Genomic DNA, 16,064 nt, shown 5'->3' on the forward strand with positions numbered 1-16,064 from the left:
AATTAGATGTCTTCAGATTTTAAAATATCTATAACGGCAGACAATTCATCAACCAACTCTAAAGGATTCACTCCAGAACCTTCTGATGAATATCTTATTTTTCCATTTTTAATAATAACTTTTCTTGGAATACCACTTGAATTAAAAAACGCTGCGAATTTTGAAAAAGTAACATTGTTAGTTTTATCGACAGCTGGTTTTTTATCAAATAACACATTGAAATTATAACCTTTTTTCTTGATATAAGCTTCAGCTTGTGCTTGATAACCTTCTTTCGTTTCCATAGTAGAAATAAAATAAAAACGAATTTTAGGATCATTTTTGTATTTATCAACTGCCATTTTCATACCAGGAAATGCTTTTTTACAAGGCCCACACCATGTTGCCCAAAAATCTATGATAATAATGTCATCTTTATTTTCTGAAATAACAACAGAAGTACCTTGAGCATCTTCTACACTAAATTTAGGGCTTTCTGTTTTTAAAATTTCGGTCTTTAAAATTTCAATATTAACAGCCTTATTTTTGGTTTTTAGTTTTTCTAGATATGTATCAAAATTATTTTCTTCATGCCCTTCTTCTAAATATGCCTGCTTTAATTTTTCAATCATAAGAGGCGATAGCGCATTATAATTTGCTGCTTTTTCTAATAACGGTAAAGTAGGACGTTTAAGTGCTTCTAAAATGTTCATGTGCAATTCATTTACATTTGAATTCTCATACAATGTATCTTTAGATAGTTTGTCGAAAAAGCTTAAAGCTTCTTGATATTCTTTTTCAGCAAAAAGTAATTTTATATGTGTTTTAAGTTTTGCATCTAATTGCTGTATTGCATTATCAGTACTTTGATTAGGTGACCAGTATAAACCATTCATATACGATAGATCTTCTTTTTTATCCATCATATTCGCTATCATTATTTTTGAAAGCTTTAAGAGTGTTTTTGTGTCTACTGTTTTAAAATGAAGTGCTTTTGAAATATTATGATGGTAACTATCATTAATACTTAAAAAATTCATTTGAGGCAATAAAGCTTCTATTTTGTTATATTCTTGTGTTGAAAAATACAATCTAAATAACTCGCTGTAAACCTTATTATAAATATACCGCTGCTCTTCTGGTACATTTTCATCATCTGGAAAGGTTGTTAAAAATGTGCTTAATGCTATAATTTTATCAGAGCTATCTGTAACCGTTCTAAGTTTTTGAAATTCTAAAAATCGCATTTCAATTCCCTTTGGGAATTTTTGTAAAATAACAGTTTCTAAGCTATCTGCTGCTATTTTATTTTCAAGCGTGTATGCAAACAGATTTTTTATTTTTATATACTCAGGCTCATATAATTTAGGAAAATCATTTAAAAATCGATGTAGCATTTTATTACCAAACACCTTATAATCTTCCGGTTTTCTAAGTTTTGCAATTTTAATATAGCTATCGATAAAAAGAGGAAAAAAAGTTGTGTTTTCTTTAATTTCTTTTTTTATCCAAAGCTCTGTTGCTTCTTGAGATACCGAAAATTCTTTAAAATAATTTCCAAATTGCTGATTGAAATCTGAGTTTCTAAAGGTTCCCCAAGCCAAATAGCTTCCTGGGATTTTTTGTTGAGTTGCTGTAATAGGCGTGTACATAAAACCAATATCGTTATTGGTATCTGTAACAACACCTTGATCTGTATTGGCTAAAAATTTAAAGGCTATAAAAGCACAGTCTTTAGGAATTGTATATTCACCATTCCAAATACCGCTACCTTTTGTAAGTTTTACATCGGCTATTTGCCATTTGTAATTTATAAAAAGATAAACAACACCTTGTATGTTAGCTGTTTTCTCTAACGGTCCTCCTACAGGATTATAGGTAAAATGAAGAGTTGTTTCTGATATTACAGGTTGTGTTATGCCTTGTAATCTTGACTCATTTTCTGATGCTTGTACATGACAAACAAATAACCACATCATCATAACGATGATGTGGTTTAGTGTTTTTTTCATAAAAAAACGGGTTGCTATTAATTATCTAATTCTGGGTTTAAATCGATATAATTTTGAAATATTGGAAATACATAACCGTCACTATTTGGCTCTAGGGTAAATGTTTCTCCTAAAAACTCTCTAGTTTTAGTTTCTTTATAACGATCTTCTAAGTTTAATCGTTTTTGATCAAACCATCTAAAGCCTCTTCCTATAAATTCTTTTTGTCTTTCCGCAATAACTAAATCAAGAGCATCTTCTTTAGTTGTTGCTGTTGCTTCATAATCAGACCCTGTATCAAATCGTTTTGCTCTTAATATATTTAATTGCTCTAAACCAAGTTCTACATTGTTTAATCTCACTTGACTTTCTGCTGCTATTAAATACATTTCTGGTACAGATACCCCTACATTAAAACCATTTGTATAACTATAACTGTCAATACCAAAACCTCTACCTTCAAAAGATGGCCAAAAATTGTAACCTGGTGCTGTATACACATCATATCGAGCATCTGCTGCATCAAAACTATTTAACAAACTTTGAGAAAGTGACGCTCCTTTAAAACTAAACTGTATTTTTTTACTGAAAATAATTTCTGGATTATCTAATAACGCAGGGTAACTGTAAGGGTTATAACGAATAGCTGCTATATCGATAAGTCCATTTTGTAAATTCAATGCGTTTTCTGCATATTCTAAAGCCATTTCATAATTCCCCATATATAAATAGGTTCTAGCTAAAAGAGCATAAGTAGCAGCTTTAGATGGCAATACATTAAATTCTGGTAAATTTTGAATGTTATATGCTAATGCATTTTCTAAATCGGAAATAATTTGCTCATAAACCTCATTTACTGTAGATCTTTCTAAACTACTAAATAAATCTGGAGTTAATAATAAAGGTACCGCTTTTTCATTAGCAGTATTTGCTCCATCGTAATGTGGGGCATAAATATTAACTAGTTGTAAATATGAATATGCTCTGTTTACATAAGCTTCAGCAATAATTTCTTCTTTTTCTGATTGGCTTCCTTTTTGACTATCCAAAACACCGTTTATAATAACATTAGAATAGTACACGGCTAAATATAAATTATTCCAATCTGAATCGCCTTGACCCGCATTATAAATAGCAGGTTGCCATGTATAACTATTAGTCCATATATCGTCTATTTGAGATTGAAAATCTCCAGTAATTTCAGTATCATCATTAGCTAAAAGATACATACCTCCTACATTTTCTGTAGGCATATAATTATTAGCTAACCCTCTATAATCTGACGTGTATTTTAACACACGGTCATTACCTACGGGTTCAATTTCTACATAATCGCTACAAGCATTTAAACAACATAAAATGCCAGTAAAAAAAGTTATATATTTTATTATTTTCATCTGTTTTTATTTTAATTAATTATACTTGTTTAAAACCCTAAGTTAAATTGTAACGTGTAATTTCTCTCAGGAGGTAGTGTACTATAATTATTATTAGACAAGTACAGTGGGTCTATGCCTTCATTGTTCTTACGCCATATAACTCCTAGGTTTCTTGCAATAAAAGACACACTCATAGACTTAAAGAAAGTGTTTTTTAACCATTCACTAGGCATATTATACCCCAATGAAATTTGTTGCAATCTTATATTATCGGCAGGAAGCACATTGATATCGGCATTTTGAAATCTATTTAAACTATTATAACTAATATTCGCTAAACCAGGCACATTAGTAGTTAACTCATCTCCAGGAGTTCTCCATCTATTTGCTACAATGGCATCATTACTTACACTACCAAAATGTCCACCAACATATGTAGGATAATTTTGTAGCACTCTGTTTCTAAATACATGTCCCATATAATAGGTCATACGCACTCCTAGATTGAAGTTTTTATATGAAAACGTATTAAAAAAGCCTCCAAAATAAGGAGCTTGAGCTACTCCCATATACTCAACATCTTCAAGATTAATTTGATCATTCCAAACAGAAGCATCAATAATATCACCGTTTTCAGCAAATATTTGAGATTGTCCTGTAGCATCTAAACCAGCCCATTTATAAGCATACACACTTCCAAGAGGTTTACCTGTAATAGGAGAACCTTGACCACCTATAAGTTCATACTCTGCTGTTGGTTCAAATCTAGAATCGGTTACTTCGTTTGTATTATAAGAGAAGTTAAAAGTACTTTTCCATTGGAAATCACCTCTAAATATAAAGCCTGTTAATCCAAGATCTACTCCATGCCCTTTTAATGTTCCTGTGTTTTTTTGTACATAAGACCATCCGTAGGTAGAATTATGAGGTAGAGTAATTAGGATATCTTCAGATTTTTTAGAGTAAAAATCTAAATTACCTGATAATCTATTATTAAACAGGCCAAAGTCTAGACCAAAATTCCAAGATTTTGTTTTTTCCCATTTTAAATTTGTATTTTCAGGTAATAATATATCCGTAATAGGTAATTGTGTATTCCAATCGTTGTTTCCAACACTTATAATAGGATGAGGATTACCAGCACCTCTTCCCGGAGCTTTTCCAGTTATACCATAAGTGACTCTAAAACTCAAAGTGTTTAACCAATCTACATCTCTTAAAAAGTTTTCTTTTTTAACATGCCATCCTAACCCTGTAGACCAAAATGGTTTTGCTCTATCTTTTCTAGTTTTACTTCCTAAAAGATTAAAATCATCTAAACGATAACTTCCTGAAACAGTATATTTATTTTTGTAAACATAACTCCCCAAAGCATAGGTAGAATAATATCTATCTTTCCTTTTATTTATGTTTAAATCTGAACTTGTTAAATAATCATTCCATCCAAATATAGACAAGTATTCAGAATTTGTTGCTTTTGATGTGTTAGTATCTGTGTCATAACCATAATAGGTTTGAGAAGAACCTTCTCCAATTACTTCACTAACTTGAGATCCTGCTAAAAAATTAATACTGTGTATATTATTAAAATTCTTATTAATATTTAATTGCAAACGCATATCTTGACGAGAAGTCAGACTAGTACTAGTGTTGTAATGTGCTCCAAATGGAATACCGTAAACAAGTTTACCATTTTGGTAAGTAGTAGCAGGGTTTAATAAATTTCTTACATAATAACTATCAGCCTCGTTTAATGTGCTTGTATTACTTTTATTTGAACTATACATGCCTGAAGCTTCAACATTTAACCAATCTGTTATTTTTGCGGTTAATTTTGCATTCAAACGAAAATTATCTCCTTTCGTTTTGGTATTAGACATATTAAGTTCGTCTAAATAATTATAAGTCCATGGTAAATAACCATTATCAACTCCAAGCCCTTGCTGTTGTATCGCTTCTGGAGTAAACCTTAGATAATGATTAATGCCATTACCGCTAGCATCTACAATCATATCATAAGGATGTAAAGCTGAACTCGCAGTATAAGGAGAACTTGTTGCATTTGATAAAGCTTCGTTAGCTGTGTTATTTTGATTATAATCGGTTTTAACATAATTAACTCCCGTTTCTAGAGATAAAATAGAATTAAGCTTAACCGTATTGTTTAAAGTAACATAATAAGCACTTGAATTATTACCTTTCATAACAGCATCATCTTTATTATACCCTGTAGAGATATAATAGTTATGCGTATCGCTACCTCCAGCTATAGAAAAATCATACTGTTGAGCTACCGAATTACCTAATAAATACTTATTAATTTGATCTTTATTATTTCTATTTGAAAGCTCATTAAGCATGGCATCTTGCTGGGCTACTGTTATTTCACCACGTTGCGCTTTAAACATAATATTTTGTACTTCTGAAGGATTTGTATTTTGCCAATTCCAACTATTATCAACCAAGAAACCGCCTTCTACCATTTCTTTTTCAAAATCGACATAATCAGATGTTGACATTTGTCGAAGCTTATCTAAACTAATTTTACTACCAATAGTTGTTGAAGAGCTAAAACTAATCGCTGGTTCTTGAGATTTTTTCCCTTTTTTAGTTGTTATTACAATAACACCATCAGATGCTTCTGAACCCCATAATATTGAAGCTTCTGCATCTTTAAGTATTGTAATATTTTCAATATCTTCAGGGTTTACATAGCTTAACACAGATCTTCCAGGAGCTTTTCGTGTTAAACCAAATTCACCTCCTGTAGGTACAGGAAAACCATCTATAACAATTAAAGGCGACCCTGTACTATAACTATTGGTACCACGAATTTGTATTGTTCCAGTTCTAACATCAACTTTAACCCCAGGTTCGATACCTTCTAAACGTTCTGTAATATCTATTGTTGGTGTTATTTCTAAATCTTTGGCAGTTACAAGTCCAAAAGAACCTGTAGCACGTTCTTTTGGGATTTTTGTATATCCATTTGAATAAGATACTATATTAACTTCATTAAGCTCTGTTAACCTTTCTTCCATGGTTACTGCTATATAGCTTCTACTATTAACAGGTACTTCAACATCTTTAAAGCCTAAAAAAGAAAAAATAAGCGTATCGTCTGATTGTACTGTTATTTTATAACTACCATCATTTTTTGTAACATCCCATTTATCTTTCGATTTGTTTATAACAGTTACACTTGGCATTGGAACACCATTTTTATCTGTTACAATTCCTGAAACTTCAATTTCTTGTTGGTTAGCAATTTTAGATTGAGTATTAGGCACTATAATAATTAAATTATCCTCAGTAAACTTAGCTTGATAGTTACTACCTATTATTTGAGAGACAACCTCTATTAAATCTGTATCCTTTACATTTACATTAACTAATTCTTTTACATTAAAAGTGTCATAATTATAGAAAAATGCAACTCCTGTTTTTTCTGTTAAAGTATTTAAAACATCATATACTGATTTGTTTTCAACACTTAACGTTACTTTTTGCGAAAATGCAAAAGCCGTAACATTTATAAAAATTATAAAAAGTATTAAAGATTTTCTCATGAGATCAAGAATTTTATCCCAATAATCATTTCGATTTTCATTGGGAATTCTGCATAATTTTTTTTTCATACATTTGAGTGTTTAGATTGTTAATTAAAATTTGTTGTTAGTTTGCGACTAAACGTCTATTATACCGGGAAATGTTGGCGCATTTTCCGGTTTGTTTTTTAATATATTTTTACTTCATAAATATCTCCCTTTAGGGTGATTTCATAATTTATATTTGCTGTTTGACTTATAATATCTAATAAATAATCTAATGGCTTATTTTTTAAAACAACACCTTTAAAAAGTTTTTGTTTTAAAGCTTCGTTTGCAAAAGAAACCTCAAAATTATACCAACGAGACATGCGTAGTAAAATATTTTCTAGTGATGCATTGTCAAAATAAAACTCGCCATCTTTCCAAGCACTATAAATTTTAGCATCTACATTTTTAACAGCTAAAACACCTGATTTTGCTTCGTTATATGCAGCTTGCTCTCCTGGATTTAAATAAACAAAGGATGCTTTATTACTAAATTGTTCTGCCATGGTAACTTTTACAGCTCCTTCTTGTAAAGTTGTTGTAAAATACGGATCGTCATTATAAGCACTTATATTAAAGTGAGTACCTAAAACTGTAACATCTCCATAATTGGTATTTACTATAAAAGGTTTTAATGTATTTTTTGCAACTTCAAAATAAGCTTCACCTTCTAATTGAACTTCTCTGTTTTGTTTTCCGAATTTTACTGGGTATTTTAAAGATGATTTTGAGTTTAACCACACTTTCGTTCCATCAGAAAGTTCAAGACTATAAATACCACCTACTGGAATTTTTAAAGTATTATAAGCTAATGCTTTTGTAGCAGATATTGAATCTGCAGAATAAACCAGTGTATTATTAGCATTTGTTATGCTTAAATTACCTTCGTCTGTAATAGTTTCATTTTGATGGTTATCTAATTCTACTTGTTTTCCATTGGCTAAGACTAAGATTGCTTTTTCAGTTCCTGGTGAAACCGTATTAACAACTTCAACCTTTTCTTTTTGAAAAACAAAAGGAAGTGCTATTAAAAGAACAAAACAAGCTGCAACAGCATATCTAAAAAATGGCTTTTTATAAAGCGGAATTACTTTTCTTTGAGGAGCAACGTCATCTTCCTGAATAGCTTCAAGAATATTAATTAACATCTTATTTTTAATGGTGTTCTCTGGCCCTAATGCTTCAACCCATTCGTTATTTATTTGAAAACTCTCATAGTAATTAACCAATTTCTTGACTTCTTCAAGAGTGATTTTACCATCGATATACTTTTCAATTAAAGCTTTAAAATCCTGATTATTAATATGATTACTATTCATTTACACTATATTAACAGTTTAGTTACATTAATATAGTATCGTTTAATCAAGGTATCCCCTAAAAGAAAATCATATTTTTTTTATTTAATCAAATAATTATTCAACATAAACCATGAATTGTTTGAACTATTTGCAACAAATCACACATAACTAAGATAATTTGACAAGAAGAAAATTATCTATTTTAAAGAAATATCATAGTAAAAAACTTAAAGCATGTCCTAAAGAAGCTCTTAGTGTTCTAAGTGCATTGGTTATATGGTTTTCAACTGTTTTTGTAGAAATATTTAGTTGCGCTGCAATTTCTTTATGAGTTAAGTTTTCGTGTCTGCTTAATTTATAAACTTGCTGACATTTTTCAGGTAAATCATCAACAACAATTTTTATATACGCTTTAAGCTCTTTATGCATAATTTGTGTTTCGGGTGTAGCATATTGAAAACGTTTATCTAAATCTTCTAATAATTCTACGCGTATTATTTTGTTTTTCCTAAATTCAGAAAACACTTTATAGCGTACACAAGCATATAAATAACTTTGCAATGTTACTTTTATTTGAAGTTGTGCCCGTTTATTCCAAATATCAATAAAAACATCTTGAATAATTTCTTCACAAACCTCTTTATCTTTTAATAGATTGTACGACGATATAAAAAGCGGCTTCCAATAAATGTCGTAAAGCTTAGTAAGCGCTCTTTTATCATCTTTTTTTAGACCTTGAATTATTTCATTGTCCGTATTGGTCATAGAGAGATATTGCTAATTGAAATAAAACTTTGGCGAACAACAAAGATACGGAAATGTTTTTTTTAGTAAATGTTTTAGCTATTAGATTAAAAATTAATATGATTATGAAATTCTTAACTAAAATATGTGAAAATTTCGCTTTAAACTTAACTAAAAAATCTAAAAACATTATTTAATCGGGATAACAGGATTTAAATAATCTTAATGAACCCTCTTTGCAAATAAGATAGTTAAGCCAATCTCCTTCTCTCTTTTTAATTTCAAAACCTTTCACAAACTTTGTTTGTCACACTCTTGAAAGCAAAAAGCGAACCGTGTAACGGTTCTTTTTCCTATTCAGTCGGGATGACAGGATTTGAACCTGCGACCACACGGCCCCCAGCCGTGTACGCTAACCGGACTGCGCCACATCCCGAATTATTTTAATGTCATAAAAAAGCCGAAACTATTTTATAGTTTCGGCTTTTAAACAAAGTTTTATTCTAGTTGTAATTTGAAGTAGACACCTCAAAAGAAGCATCTTTAGCTGCTAAGTAACGCTCAGCATCCAAGGCTGCCATACAACCTGTACCTGCTGCGGTAACAGCTTGTCTGTAAACATGATCGGCTGCATCACCAGATACAAAAACACCTTCAATATTTGTTTTTGAAGAACCTGGTACATTTATAATGTAACCTGTTTCATCTAACTCTAAAAATCCTTTAAAAATATCTGTATTTGGTTTGTGCCCAATAGCTACAAAAAATCCTGTTACTGGAATTTCAGTTTTTTCATTTGTTTTATTATTAAAAACACGAACACCTGTAACCACTTGATCATCACCTAATACTTCATCTGTTTCAGTATTAAATAAAATCTCAATATTCTCAGTGTTCTTTACTCTATTCGCCATAATCTTAGAAGCTCTAAATTCATCTCTTCTAACAAGCATTGTTACTTTTTTACAAAGTTTAGATAAATAATGAGCCTCTTCACAAGCCGAATCTCCTGCACCTACAATAATAACTTCTTGATTTCTATAAAAGAAGCCATCACAAACAGCACAAGCAGATACTCCTCCACCAAGCTTCAAATATTTTTGTTCAGACTCTAAACCTAAATATTTTGCAGAAGCTCCTGTTGAAATAATTACAGTATCACAATGAATCTCTTTGTCTCCATTAACCCATACTTTATGAATATCTCCTGAGAAATCTACTTTTGTAATCCAACCATCGCGAATATCAGCTTCAAAACGTTGCGCTTGCGCTTGTAATTGCATCATCATTTCCGGACCTGTTACGCCTTCTGGGTATCCAGGAAAATTTTCAACCTCATTAGTTGTCGTTAATTGTCCTCCTGGTTGCGTTCCTTGATATAATACAGGACTCATATTAGCTCTAGCAGCATATATTGCAGCTGTATATCCAGCAGGACCAGAACCAATAATTAAACATTTTACTTTTTCTATTGTATCAGACATAATTGCTATTAAGTTTTATAAAACAAAAGTAGAATTTTTGATTAAAACCTTACCTATAAGTTATCAACAGTTTTTATACATTCATAATTACTTACTATTAAATAACATAAAACTCTGCTTTTTTTCGTAAATTGTAGAAAAACAACTACTAACTATTTAAACTAAAATCATGAAAAAATATTTATTTATTATCTGCATTACGCTTTTCTTTTCCTGTAAAGACAATACTAACAGAACTAATCAAATAGAAAATACTAAAATAACTTCTTTACAAGGCGCTTGGGAATTAGACAGTTTTTTTAACTATGGAGTAAATGGTTCTGTTGACACCATAAAATCGTCTAATTCATTTAAACAAATGAAAATGTTTTCTGAAACCAAAATAATGTGGAGTAGATTACGAACTACGGATTCATTAGATTGGTTTGGTGTTGGAAATTACACTTTTAAAGATGGTATTTTAACCGAAATTTTAAATTACGGATCTAAAGCTATGAATAGCCGTATAAAAGCTAAAAAGAACTTTATTTTCAATATAACACTTGAAGAAAACACATTTACCCAAATTGAATACGATAGTTTAGGAAAACCTATTTATGCCGAAAAATATTTAAGAATAAAATAAAAGCTATCCTTTTTTAGACGAATCTCGCTCAATTAATTTTGATTCCAAAACAATGGTCTGACCTTTTTTAGGAACACTTTTATTTGCAATATGTTCAAACAATAAGTCTGTAGCTATTTTTCCTATTTCAAATCCAGATTGGTCAATTGTTGTAATTGAAGGCTCAATAACTCTAGAAACAGGTTCATTACTAAAACCAACTATAGCAACATCATCTGGGGTTTTAATACCGTGTTCCTTCAAATATTTCATTGCTCCTATGGCGGCTAAATCATTAGACGAAAAGATACCATCTATCTCCAAACCTTTTTTCAATAGCTTTTCTATACACTCATATCCATCGTTTTCCATTAGTCTGGAACTTATTATATTTTCGCTATTAAACGGAATACCATGTTTAGACAAAGCTGCTTCATAGCCTTCAAAACGTTTTTTATAAATTTCCACTTCTAATGGTCCAGAAAAATGAACTATATTTTTACAGCCTCCAATAATTAAATGTTCTGTAGCATCAAAACCTCCCTTAAAATCATCAATAATAACAGAACTATATCCTGGTATATGACAATGTCTATCGAAAAACACAAGAGGCACACCACTCTTTTTTAAAACTTCTAAATGTTTATAATCAATGGTTTCCATAGAAACAGAAATAAGTAAACCATCAACCCTATTTGAAATCAATCCATCTACTATTTTCTTTTCTCTATCTAATTGATCTAAAGATTGACAAATGATAACATTATACCCTGCTTGATAAGCGGTTTCTTCAATACCTTGAATGGCTGACGAGAAAAAATGACGAGATATTCTAGGAACAACAACTCCAATGGTATGAGTAACATTTTTACGTAAATTAGAAGCTAGCAAATTACGCTGATAACCTAACTCTTCTGCTTTAGCCAAAATCATCGCTTTAGTATCCTCCTTTACTCTTGGACTATTATTTAATGCTCTAGAAACCGTTGAACTATCAATTTTTAAAGCCCTTGCAATATCATGAATTGTAGGTTTATTGGTTTTATTAATCACTTATTTTTAATAAATTAATGTTATTGTTGTTAACAAATATAAGTATTAATTTAAATCCAATCGATTGGATTTAAATTAATTTTAATACATTTGTAAAATTTCCATCACTATTTTTAATTAGTAACAAAAAAGCTGAAACATAAAACATAATACTAAAATAATGAAAAGCAATTACGAAGTAAGGTATGCTGCATCTCCTCAGGATGTTAAATCATACGATACAGAAAGATTAAGAAAAGAGTTCTTAATTGACAACTTAATGGAACCTGATGCATTAAATCTAGTATATTCTCACTATGACAGATTTATTTCAGGAAGTGCAGTTCCTGTTAAAGGCGATTTAAAACTTGAAACTATAGACCCTTTAAAGGCAGAGTATTTTCTTGAAAGAAGAGAATTAGGTATTATTAATATTGGAGGTTCTGGAACCGTAATTGTTGACGGAACAGAATATGAATTAGATAATAGAGAAGCTTTATACGTTGGACAAGGAAATAAAGACATTACTTTTTCTAGTAAATCGTCAAGTAATCCTGCTTTGTTTTATTTAAACTCAACACCTGCTCACAAAGCATATCCAAATAAAAAAATTGGTATTAATGATGTTGAAATTGTTGAATTAGGTGCACCTGAAACAGCAAACGCTAGAACATTAAGAAAATACATAGTAAATAGTGTTGTTAGTGTTTGTCAATTACAAATGGGAATGACTGAGCTTAAATCTGGAAGTGTATGGAATACTATGCCTGCGCATGTACACGACAGAAGAATGGAAGTATATTTCTATTTCGATGTTCCTGAAGACCAAGCTGTTTGTCATTTTATGGGACAACCACAAGAAACTAGACATATTTGGATGCAAAATAATCAAGCAGTAATTTCTCCTGCATGGTCTATTCATTCAGGTTCTGGTACAAGTAATTATACTTTTATCTGGGGAATGGCTGGTGAAAACCTTGACTACGGAGATATGGATCATTGTAAAATAAACGAATTAAAATAAAAAAATAAAATTATGTCTATTAACTTATTTGACCTTACAGGAAAAGTTGCTTTAATTACAGGAGCTGTACACGGATTAGGAATGGCTATGGCAAAAGGTCTTGGAAATGCAGGAGCTACTATAGTTGTAAACAACAATTCTGAAGATAAATTAACAGAAGCTGTTAACGAATATAAAGCTTGTGGACTTAATGCCCATGGCTATGTATTTGATGTTACTGATGAAAAAGCAGTTATTGAAGCTATTGCTAAAATTGAAGCCGAAGTTGGACCTATTGATATTCTTGTAAATAATGCAGGAATTATTAAAAGAACTCCAATTGTTGATATGGAAGTAACAGATTTTGAATTAGTTCTTAAAGTAGATCTTGTTGGTCCATTTATAGTTTCTAAGCAAGTTGTAAAAGGAATGATTGAAAGAGGTGGTGGAAAAATCATCAATATCTGTTCAATGATGAGTGAATTAGGAAGAACTTCTGTTAGTGCTTACGCAGCTGCTAAAGGAGGTCTTAAAATGCTAACAAGAAGTATGGCTACAGAATGGGCTAGATTTAATATCCAAACAAATGGTATAGGTCCTGGCTATTTTGCGACAACGCAAACAGCTCCTATTAGATTAGATGGTCATCCTTTTAATGATTTTATTATTAATAGAACACCTGCTGCACGTTGGGGAGATCCTGAAGATTTACAAGGTGCTGCTATATTTTTAAGTTCTAAAGCAAGTGATTTTGTAAACGGACACGTAGTGTACGTAGACGGAGGAATCCTTGCAACTATTGGAAAACCTTCTAACGAAGAATAAATTTTCAATAAATATAAAAAGAGAAAGCCTTGCTAAATTTAGTAAGGCTTTTTTTTATTAAAATCTTTCTTTTAAAAGAAATTATTTTCTTGACCAAACCACATAGAACCAAAAATCATATTACCCCAAGCACCTGAATCCTCATTCCATGCCCCTCCATTATAACCCTTATATATAGTTTGTTTCAAAGGATAACCTGCACTAGAACTATATCTGTACCAATCTTCTAAATCTTTATCCTTATAGTATAAATTAGCCATAGCTATGTGCGATGATGACATTAGTTTTCCTGTAGCGTCTAAAGGATGATAATTATCATCATCATCTACATAAAATCTAATATCATTCCATCCACCATTAGCCTGTGTACGCAAATAATTTGATTGGGCTTTCATAAATAGTAGTAAACCTTTTTTTGTTTCTCCATCTGTCGTACTAGAACCTTCATAGGGAGTGGATGAAATAGTAGTAGAACCATTCAAAACACCATCGGTTGTAGTATAATCGTAAAGTAAATCACCAACAAAATGACCACCCATAGCATCTTTGTGTGCCATGTGTATAGCTGACTCAAGAGTTGTATCCCCATACATAAGCCCTTGATAAGGAACAGTATTATTATTTCTTTTTAACTCCCAAATAGTCCCATCTGGAAAAACACCATATTTAAAAAACATTTTAAAAAAATCTCTACAGTAAGTCTCTTTAGATAAATCACCAGCTTCAACCGCCCAGGAATGAATCCAAGCTATAATATCAAAATTTCTATTATTATAAATATCCTGTGGTTGTGCCATTACATATATATCATTTCCTTGTGCATCTTGTAGAGGTCTACCATATTCAGCTCCTGTATAATATTTTCCAGTAAGATTATTTACAGACCATCCCCCTCCAAAAAATAAATCAATTCTAGTCGAAATAGAATTAAAAGATAATTCTGCAAAACGTTCAAACCACTCTTCTATCGAGGTCTTATCTGTTGAGGAAAGAACAGTTTGTATTTTCTTTATAAAATTGTAGCTATCTTTCATTTTTTTTGCTTTTGAACTTTGAATCCATAAAGCTTCAGGTGCACTATCCCATCTTAATGTATGGGAATTATTCCAATATGACGTATACAAATCATTGGAATTTACAATTTCCAACAGTTCACTAGCTACAGAATTAGCCAAAGTTTGATCATCAATGGCATAAGCATAAACAGCCGTAGTATGAAGATAATGACCTCCATTAGATATACTACTAGACTCTCCAAAAACGGGTCTATCTCCACTTGGATTTAATAAAAACTCAGAAGCTTTATCTATAACCCTGCTTATTTCATCCTCAAATCCTACACCTGCAATATATCCATTTTCAAACCTTTGTTTAAGAACACTTTTGGCCTTTGCTGTAAATAAATAATTTTCAGAACTAATATCAGCACCACACTGAATAGTAACATTTCCTGTGCCAGAAAAAATCTCTGAATCATTTTCTATCACTACTACAGTATAAATTAAAGTTTCAGTAATTTCTGTCAAAGTGTATGGCGCAACATATTCAATAGTATTATCTTCTTTTATCTGAACTTCTCCATATATTGGATTATTTACTAAATTTAATTTTAAGTTAGTAGCCGATAAAATAGCGTCATTTTTTAAAACATCTAAGACCTCGATGCTTCCAGATTTTATAAAAAAACTATCATCTACTACCTCAAATGAATAATTATCTTCATTTTGATTATCTTCAGTGAGAATTAATTCTTCTTCGTCTAAAACCAATTCACTATCTTTGCTACAAGATATTAATATTGTAGATAAAAATATAGCGAATACTAATACAAACGATACTTTAGTATTACAAAAAATTTTCATATAGGCTGATTTTACAAAAACAAAAATACTAATTATCATAATTTAATTGACAAAATATCTTATTTATTCGATGAAATACGTATTTTATTAACTTAATATTACTTAAAACATTAAAACAATAGATAAATTCAAAATTCCTATGATCGTTTAAAACCTTGCTTCATACTAGTATACTATATTTTAAAAAATAGATCGCACCTTTACGCAATCCTTTAAAATGAAAGAATTAATGTTTTTAAACAAAAAACCACTATAGTTATATCC

11 protein-coding genes and 1 tRNA gene are annotated in these 16,064 nt (G+C 30.7%); 3 read left to right on the forward strand and 9 right to left on the reverse strand.

The window, feature by feature from the left end; translation table 11 throughout:
* Positions 1 to 2 precede the first annotated feature (2 nt).
* The 7 genes from ACH5TX_RS12100 to trxB form a co-directional block, all read right to left on the reverse strand.
* On the reverse strand, positions 3 to 1,991 hold the full coding sequence (locus ACH5TX_RS12100) for a TlpA family protein disulfide reductase (RefSeq protein WP_439339761.1): 1,989 nt from the start codon (positions 1,989 to 1,991) through the stop codon (positions 3 to 5).
* Between the two features lie 17 nt (positions 1,992 to 2,008).
* Positions 2,009 to 3,367 carry a RagB/SusD family nutrient uptake outer membrane protein gene (locus ACH5TX_RS12105; protein ID WP_439339762.1) on the reverse strand — a complete coding sequence of 453 codons (1,359 nt, stop codon included), beginning with the start codon at positions 3,365 to 3,367 and terminating at the stop codon, positions 2,009 to 2,011.
* Between the two features lie 29 nt (positions 3,368 to 3,396).
* Entirely contained in the window at positions 3,397 to 6,987 is a 3,591-nt protein-coding gene (locus ACH5TX_RS12110) for a SusC/RagA family TonB-linked outer membrane protein (RefSeq protein ID WP_439339763.1), read from the reverse strand.
* Positions 6,988 to 7,085: 98 nt separating this feature from the next.
* On the reverse strand, positions 7,086 to 8,264 hold the full coding sequence (locus ACH5TX_RS12115; RefSeq protein WP_439339764.1) for a FecR family protein: 1,179 nt from the start codon (positions 8,262 to 8,264) through the stop codon (positions 7,086 to 7,088).
* 195 nt (positions 8,265 to 8,459) lie between these two features.
* Positions 8,460 to 9,011: an RNA polymerase sigma-70 factor gene (locus tag ACH5TX_RS12120; RefSeq protein ID WP_439339765.1), complete on the reverse strand. Its 552-nt coding sequence runs from the start codon at positions 9,009 to 9,011 to the stop codon at positions 8,460 to 8,462.
* Positions 9,012 to 9,351: 340 nt separating this feature from the next.
* A tRNA-Pro gene (locus tag ACH5TX_RS12125) sits at positions 9,352 to 9,426 on the reverse strand.
* Positions 9,427 to 9,493: 67 nt separating this feature from the next.
* Positions 9,494 to 10,474, reverse strand: a complete 981-nt coding sequence (trxB, locus tag ACH5TX_RS12130) for a thioredoxin-disulfide reductase (RefSeq protein WP_439339766.1) — start codon at positions 10,472 to 10,474, stop codon at positions 9,494 to 9,496.
* A 169-nt stretch (positions 10,475 to 10,643) separates the two neighbouring features.
* On the opposite strand from trxB, the gene ACH5TX_RS12135 reads away from it, so the two are divergent.
* Positions 10,644 to 11,099 (forward strand): hypothetical protein, encoded by a 456-nt coding sequence (locus ACH5TX_RS12135; protein ID WP_439339767.1) that lies wholly within the window; start codon positions 10,644 to 10,646, stop codon positions 11,097 to 11,099.
* Between the two features lie 3 nt (positions 11,100 to 11,102).
* Here the strand turns inward: ACH5TX_RS12135 and ACH5TX_RS12140 are convergent, their stop codons facing one another.
* Positions 11,103 to 12,131: a LacI family DNA-binding transcriptional regulator gene (locus ACH5TX_RS12140; protein WP_439339768.1), complete on the reverse strand. Its 1,029-nt coding sequence runs from the start codon at positions 12,129 to 12,131 to the stop codon at positions 11,103 to 11,105.
* 160 nt (positions 12,132 to 12,291) lie between these two features.
* Here ACH5TX_RS12140 and kduI point away from each other — a divergent pair, with 160 nt between their 5' ends.
* Positions 12,292 to 13,134 carry a 5-dehydro-4-deoxy-D-glucuronate isomerase gene (gene kduI / locus ACH5TX_RS12145; protein ID WP_439339769.1) on the forward strand — a complete coding sequence of 281 codons (843 nt, stop codon included), beginning with the start codon at positions 12,292 to 12,294 and terminating at the stop codon, positions 13,132 to 13,134.
* 12 nt (positions 13,135 to 13,146) lie between these two features.
* Positions 13,147 to 13,938, forward strand: a complete 792-nt coding sequence (locus ACH5TX_RS12150; protein WP_439339770.1) for a gluconate 5-dehydrogenase — start codon at positions 13,147 to 13,149, stop codon at positions 13,936 to 13,938.
* A 71-nt stretch (positions 13,939 to 14,009) separates the two neighbouring features.
* On the opposite strand, the gene ACH5TX_RS12155 is transcribed toward ACH5TX_RS12150, so the two are convergent.
* The gene (locus ACH5TX_RS12155) at positions 14,010 to 15,800 is read right to left on the reverse strand and encodes a hypothetical protein (protein ID WP_439339771.1); all 1,791 of its coding nucleotides are present in this window, start codon (positions 15,798 to 15,800) and stop codon (positions 14,010 to 14,012) included.
* Positions 15,801 to 16,064: the final 264 nt, after the last annotated feature.

Origin of the sequence: Thalassobellus citreus, from assembly GCF_044385915.1 — a bacterium.
Lineage (GTDB): Bacteria > Bacteroidota > Bacteroidia > Flavobacteriales > Flavobacteriaceae > Thalassobellus > Thalassobellus citreus.

Coding starts and splice junctions, on each gene's coding strand:
- ACH5TX_RS12100 (WP_439339761.1), bottom strand. CDS start 1,991: ATGAAAAAAACACTAAACCACATCATCGTTATGATGATGTGGTTATTT.
- ACH5TX_RS12105 (WP_439339762.1), bottom strand. CDS start 3,367: ATGAAAATAATAAAATATATAACTTTTTTTACTGGCATTTTATGTTGT.
- ACH5TX_RS12110 (WP_439339763.1), bottom strand. CDS start 6,987: ATGAAAAAAAAATTATGCAGAATTCCCAATGAAAATCGAAATGATTAT.
- ACH5TX_RS12115 (WP_439339764.1), bottom strand. CDS start 8,264: ATGAATAGTAATCATATTAATAATCAGGATTTTAAAGCTTTAATTGAA.
- ACH5TX_RS12120 (WP_439339765.1), bottom strand. CDS start 9,011: ATGACCAATACGGACAATGAAATAATTCAAGGTCTAAAAAAAGATGAT.
- trxB (WP_439339766.1), bottom strand. CDS start 10,474: ATGTCTGATACAATAGAAAAAGTAAAATGTTTAATTATTGGTTCTGGT.
- ACH5TX_RS12135 (WP_439339767.1), top strand. CDS start 10,644: ATGAAAAAATATTTATTTATTATCTGCATTACGCTTTTCTTTTCCTGT.
- kduI (WP_439339769.1), top strand. CDS start 12,292: ATGAAAAGCAATTACGAAGTAAGGTATGCTGCATCTCCTCAGGATGTT.
- ACH5TX_RS12150 (WP_439339770.1), top strand. CDS start 13,147: ATGTCTATTAACTTATTTGACCTTACAGGAAAAGTTGCTTTAATTACA.
- ACH5TX_RS12155 (WP_439339771.1), bottom strand. CDS start 15,800: ATGAAAATTTTTTGTAATACTAAAGTATCGTTTGTATTAGTATTCGCT.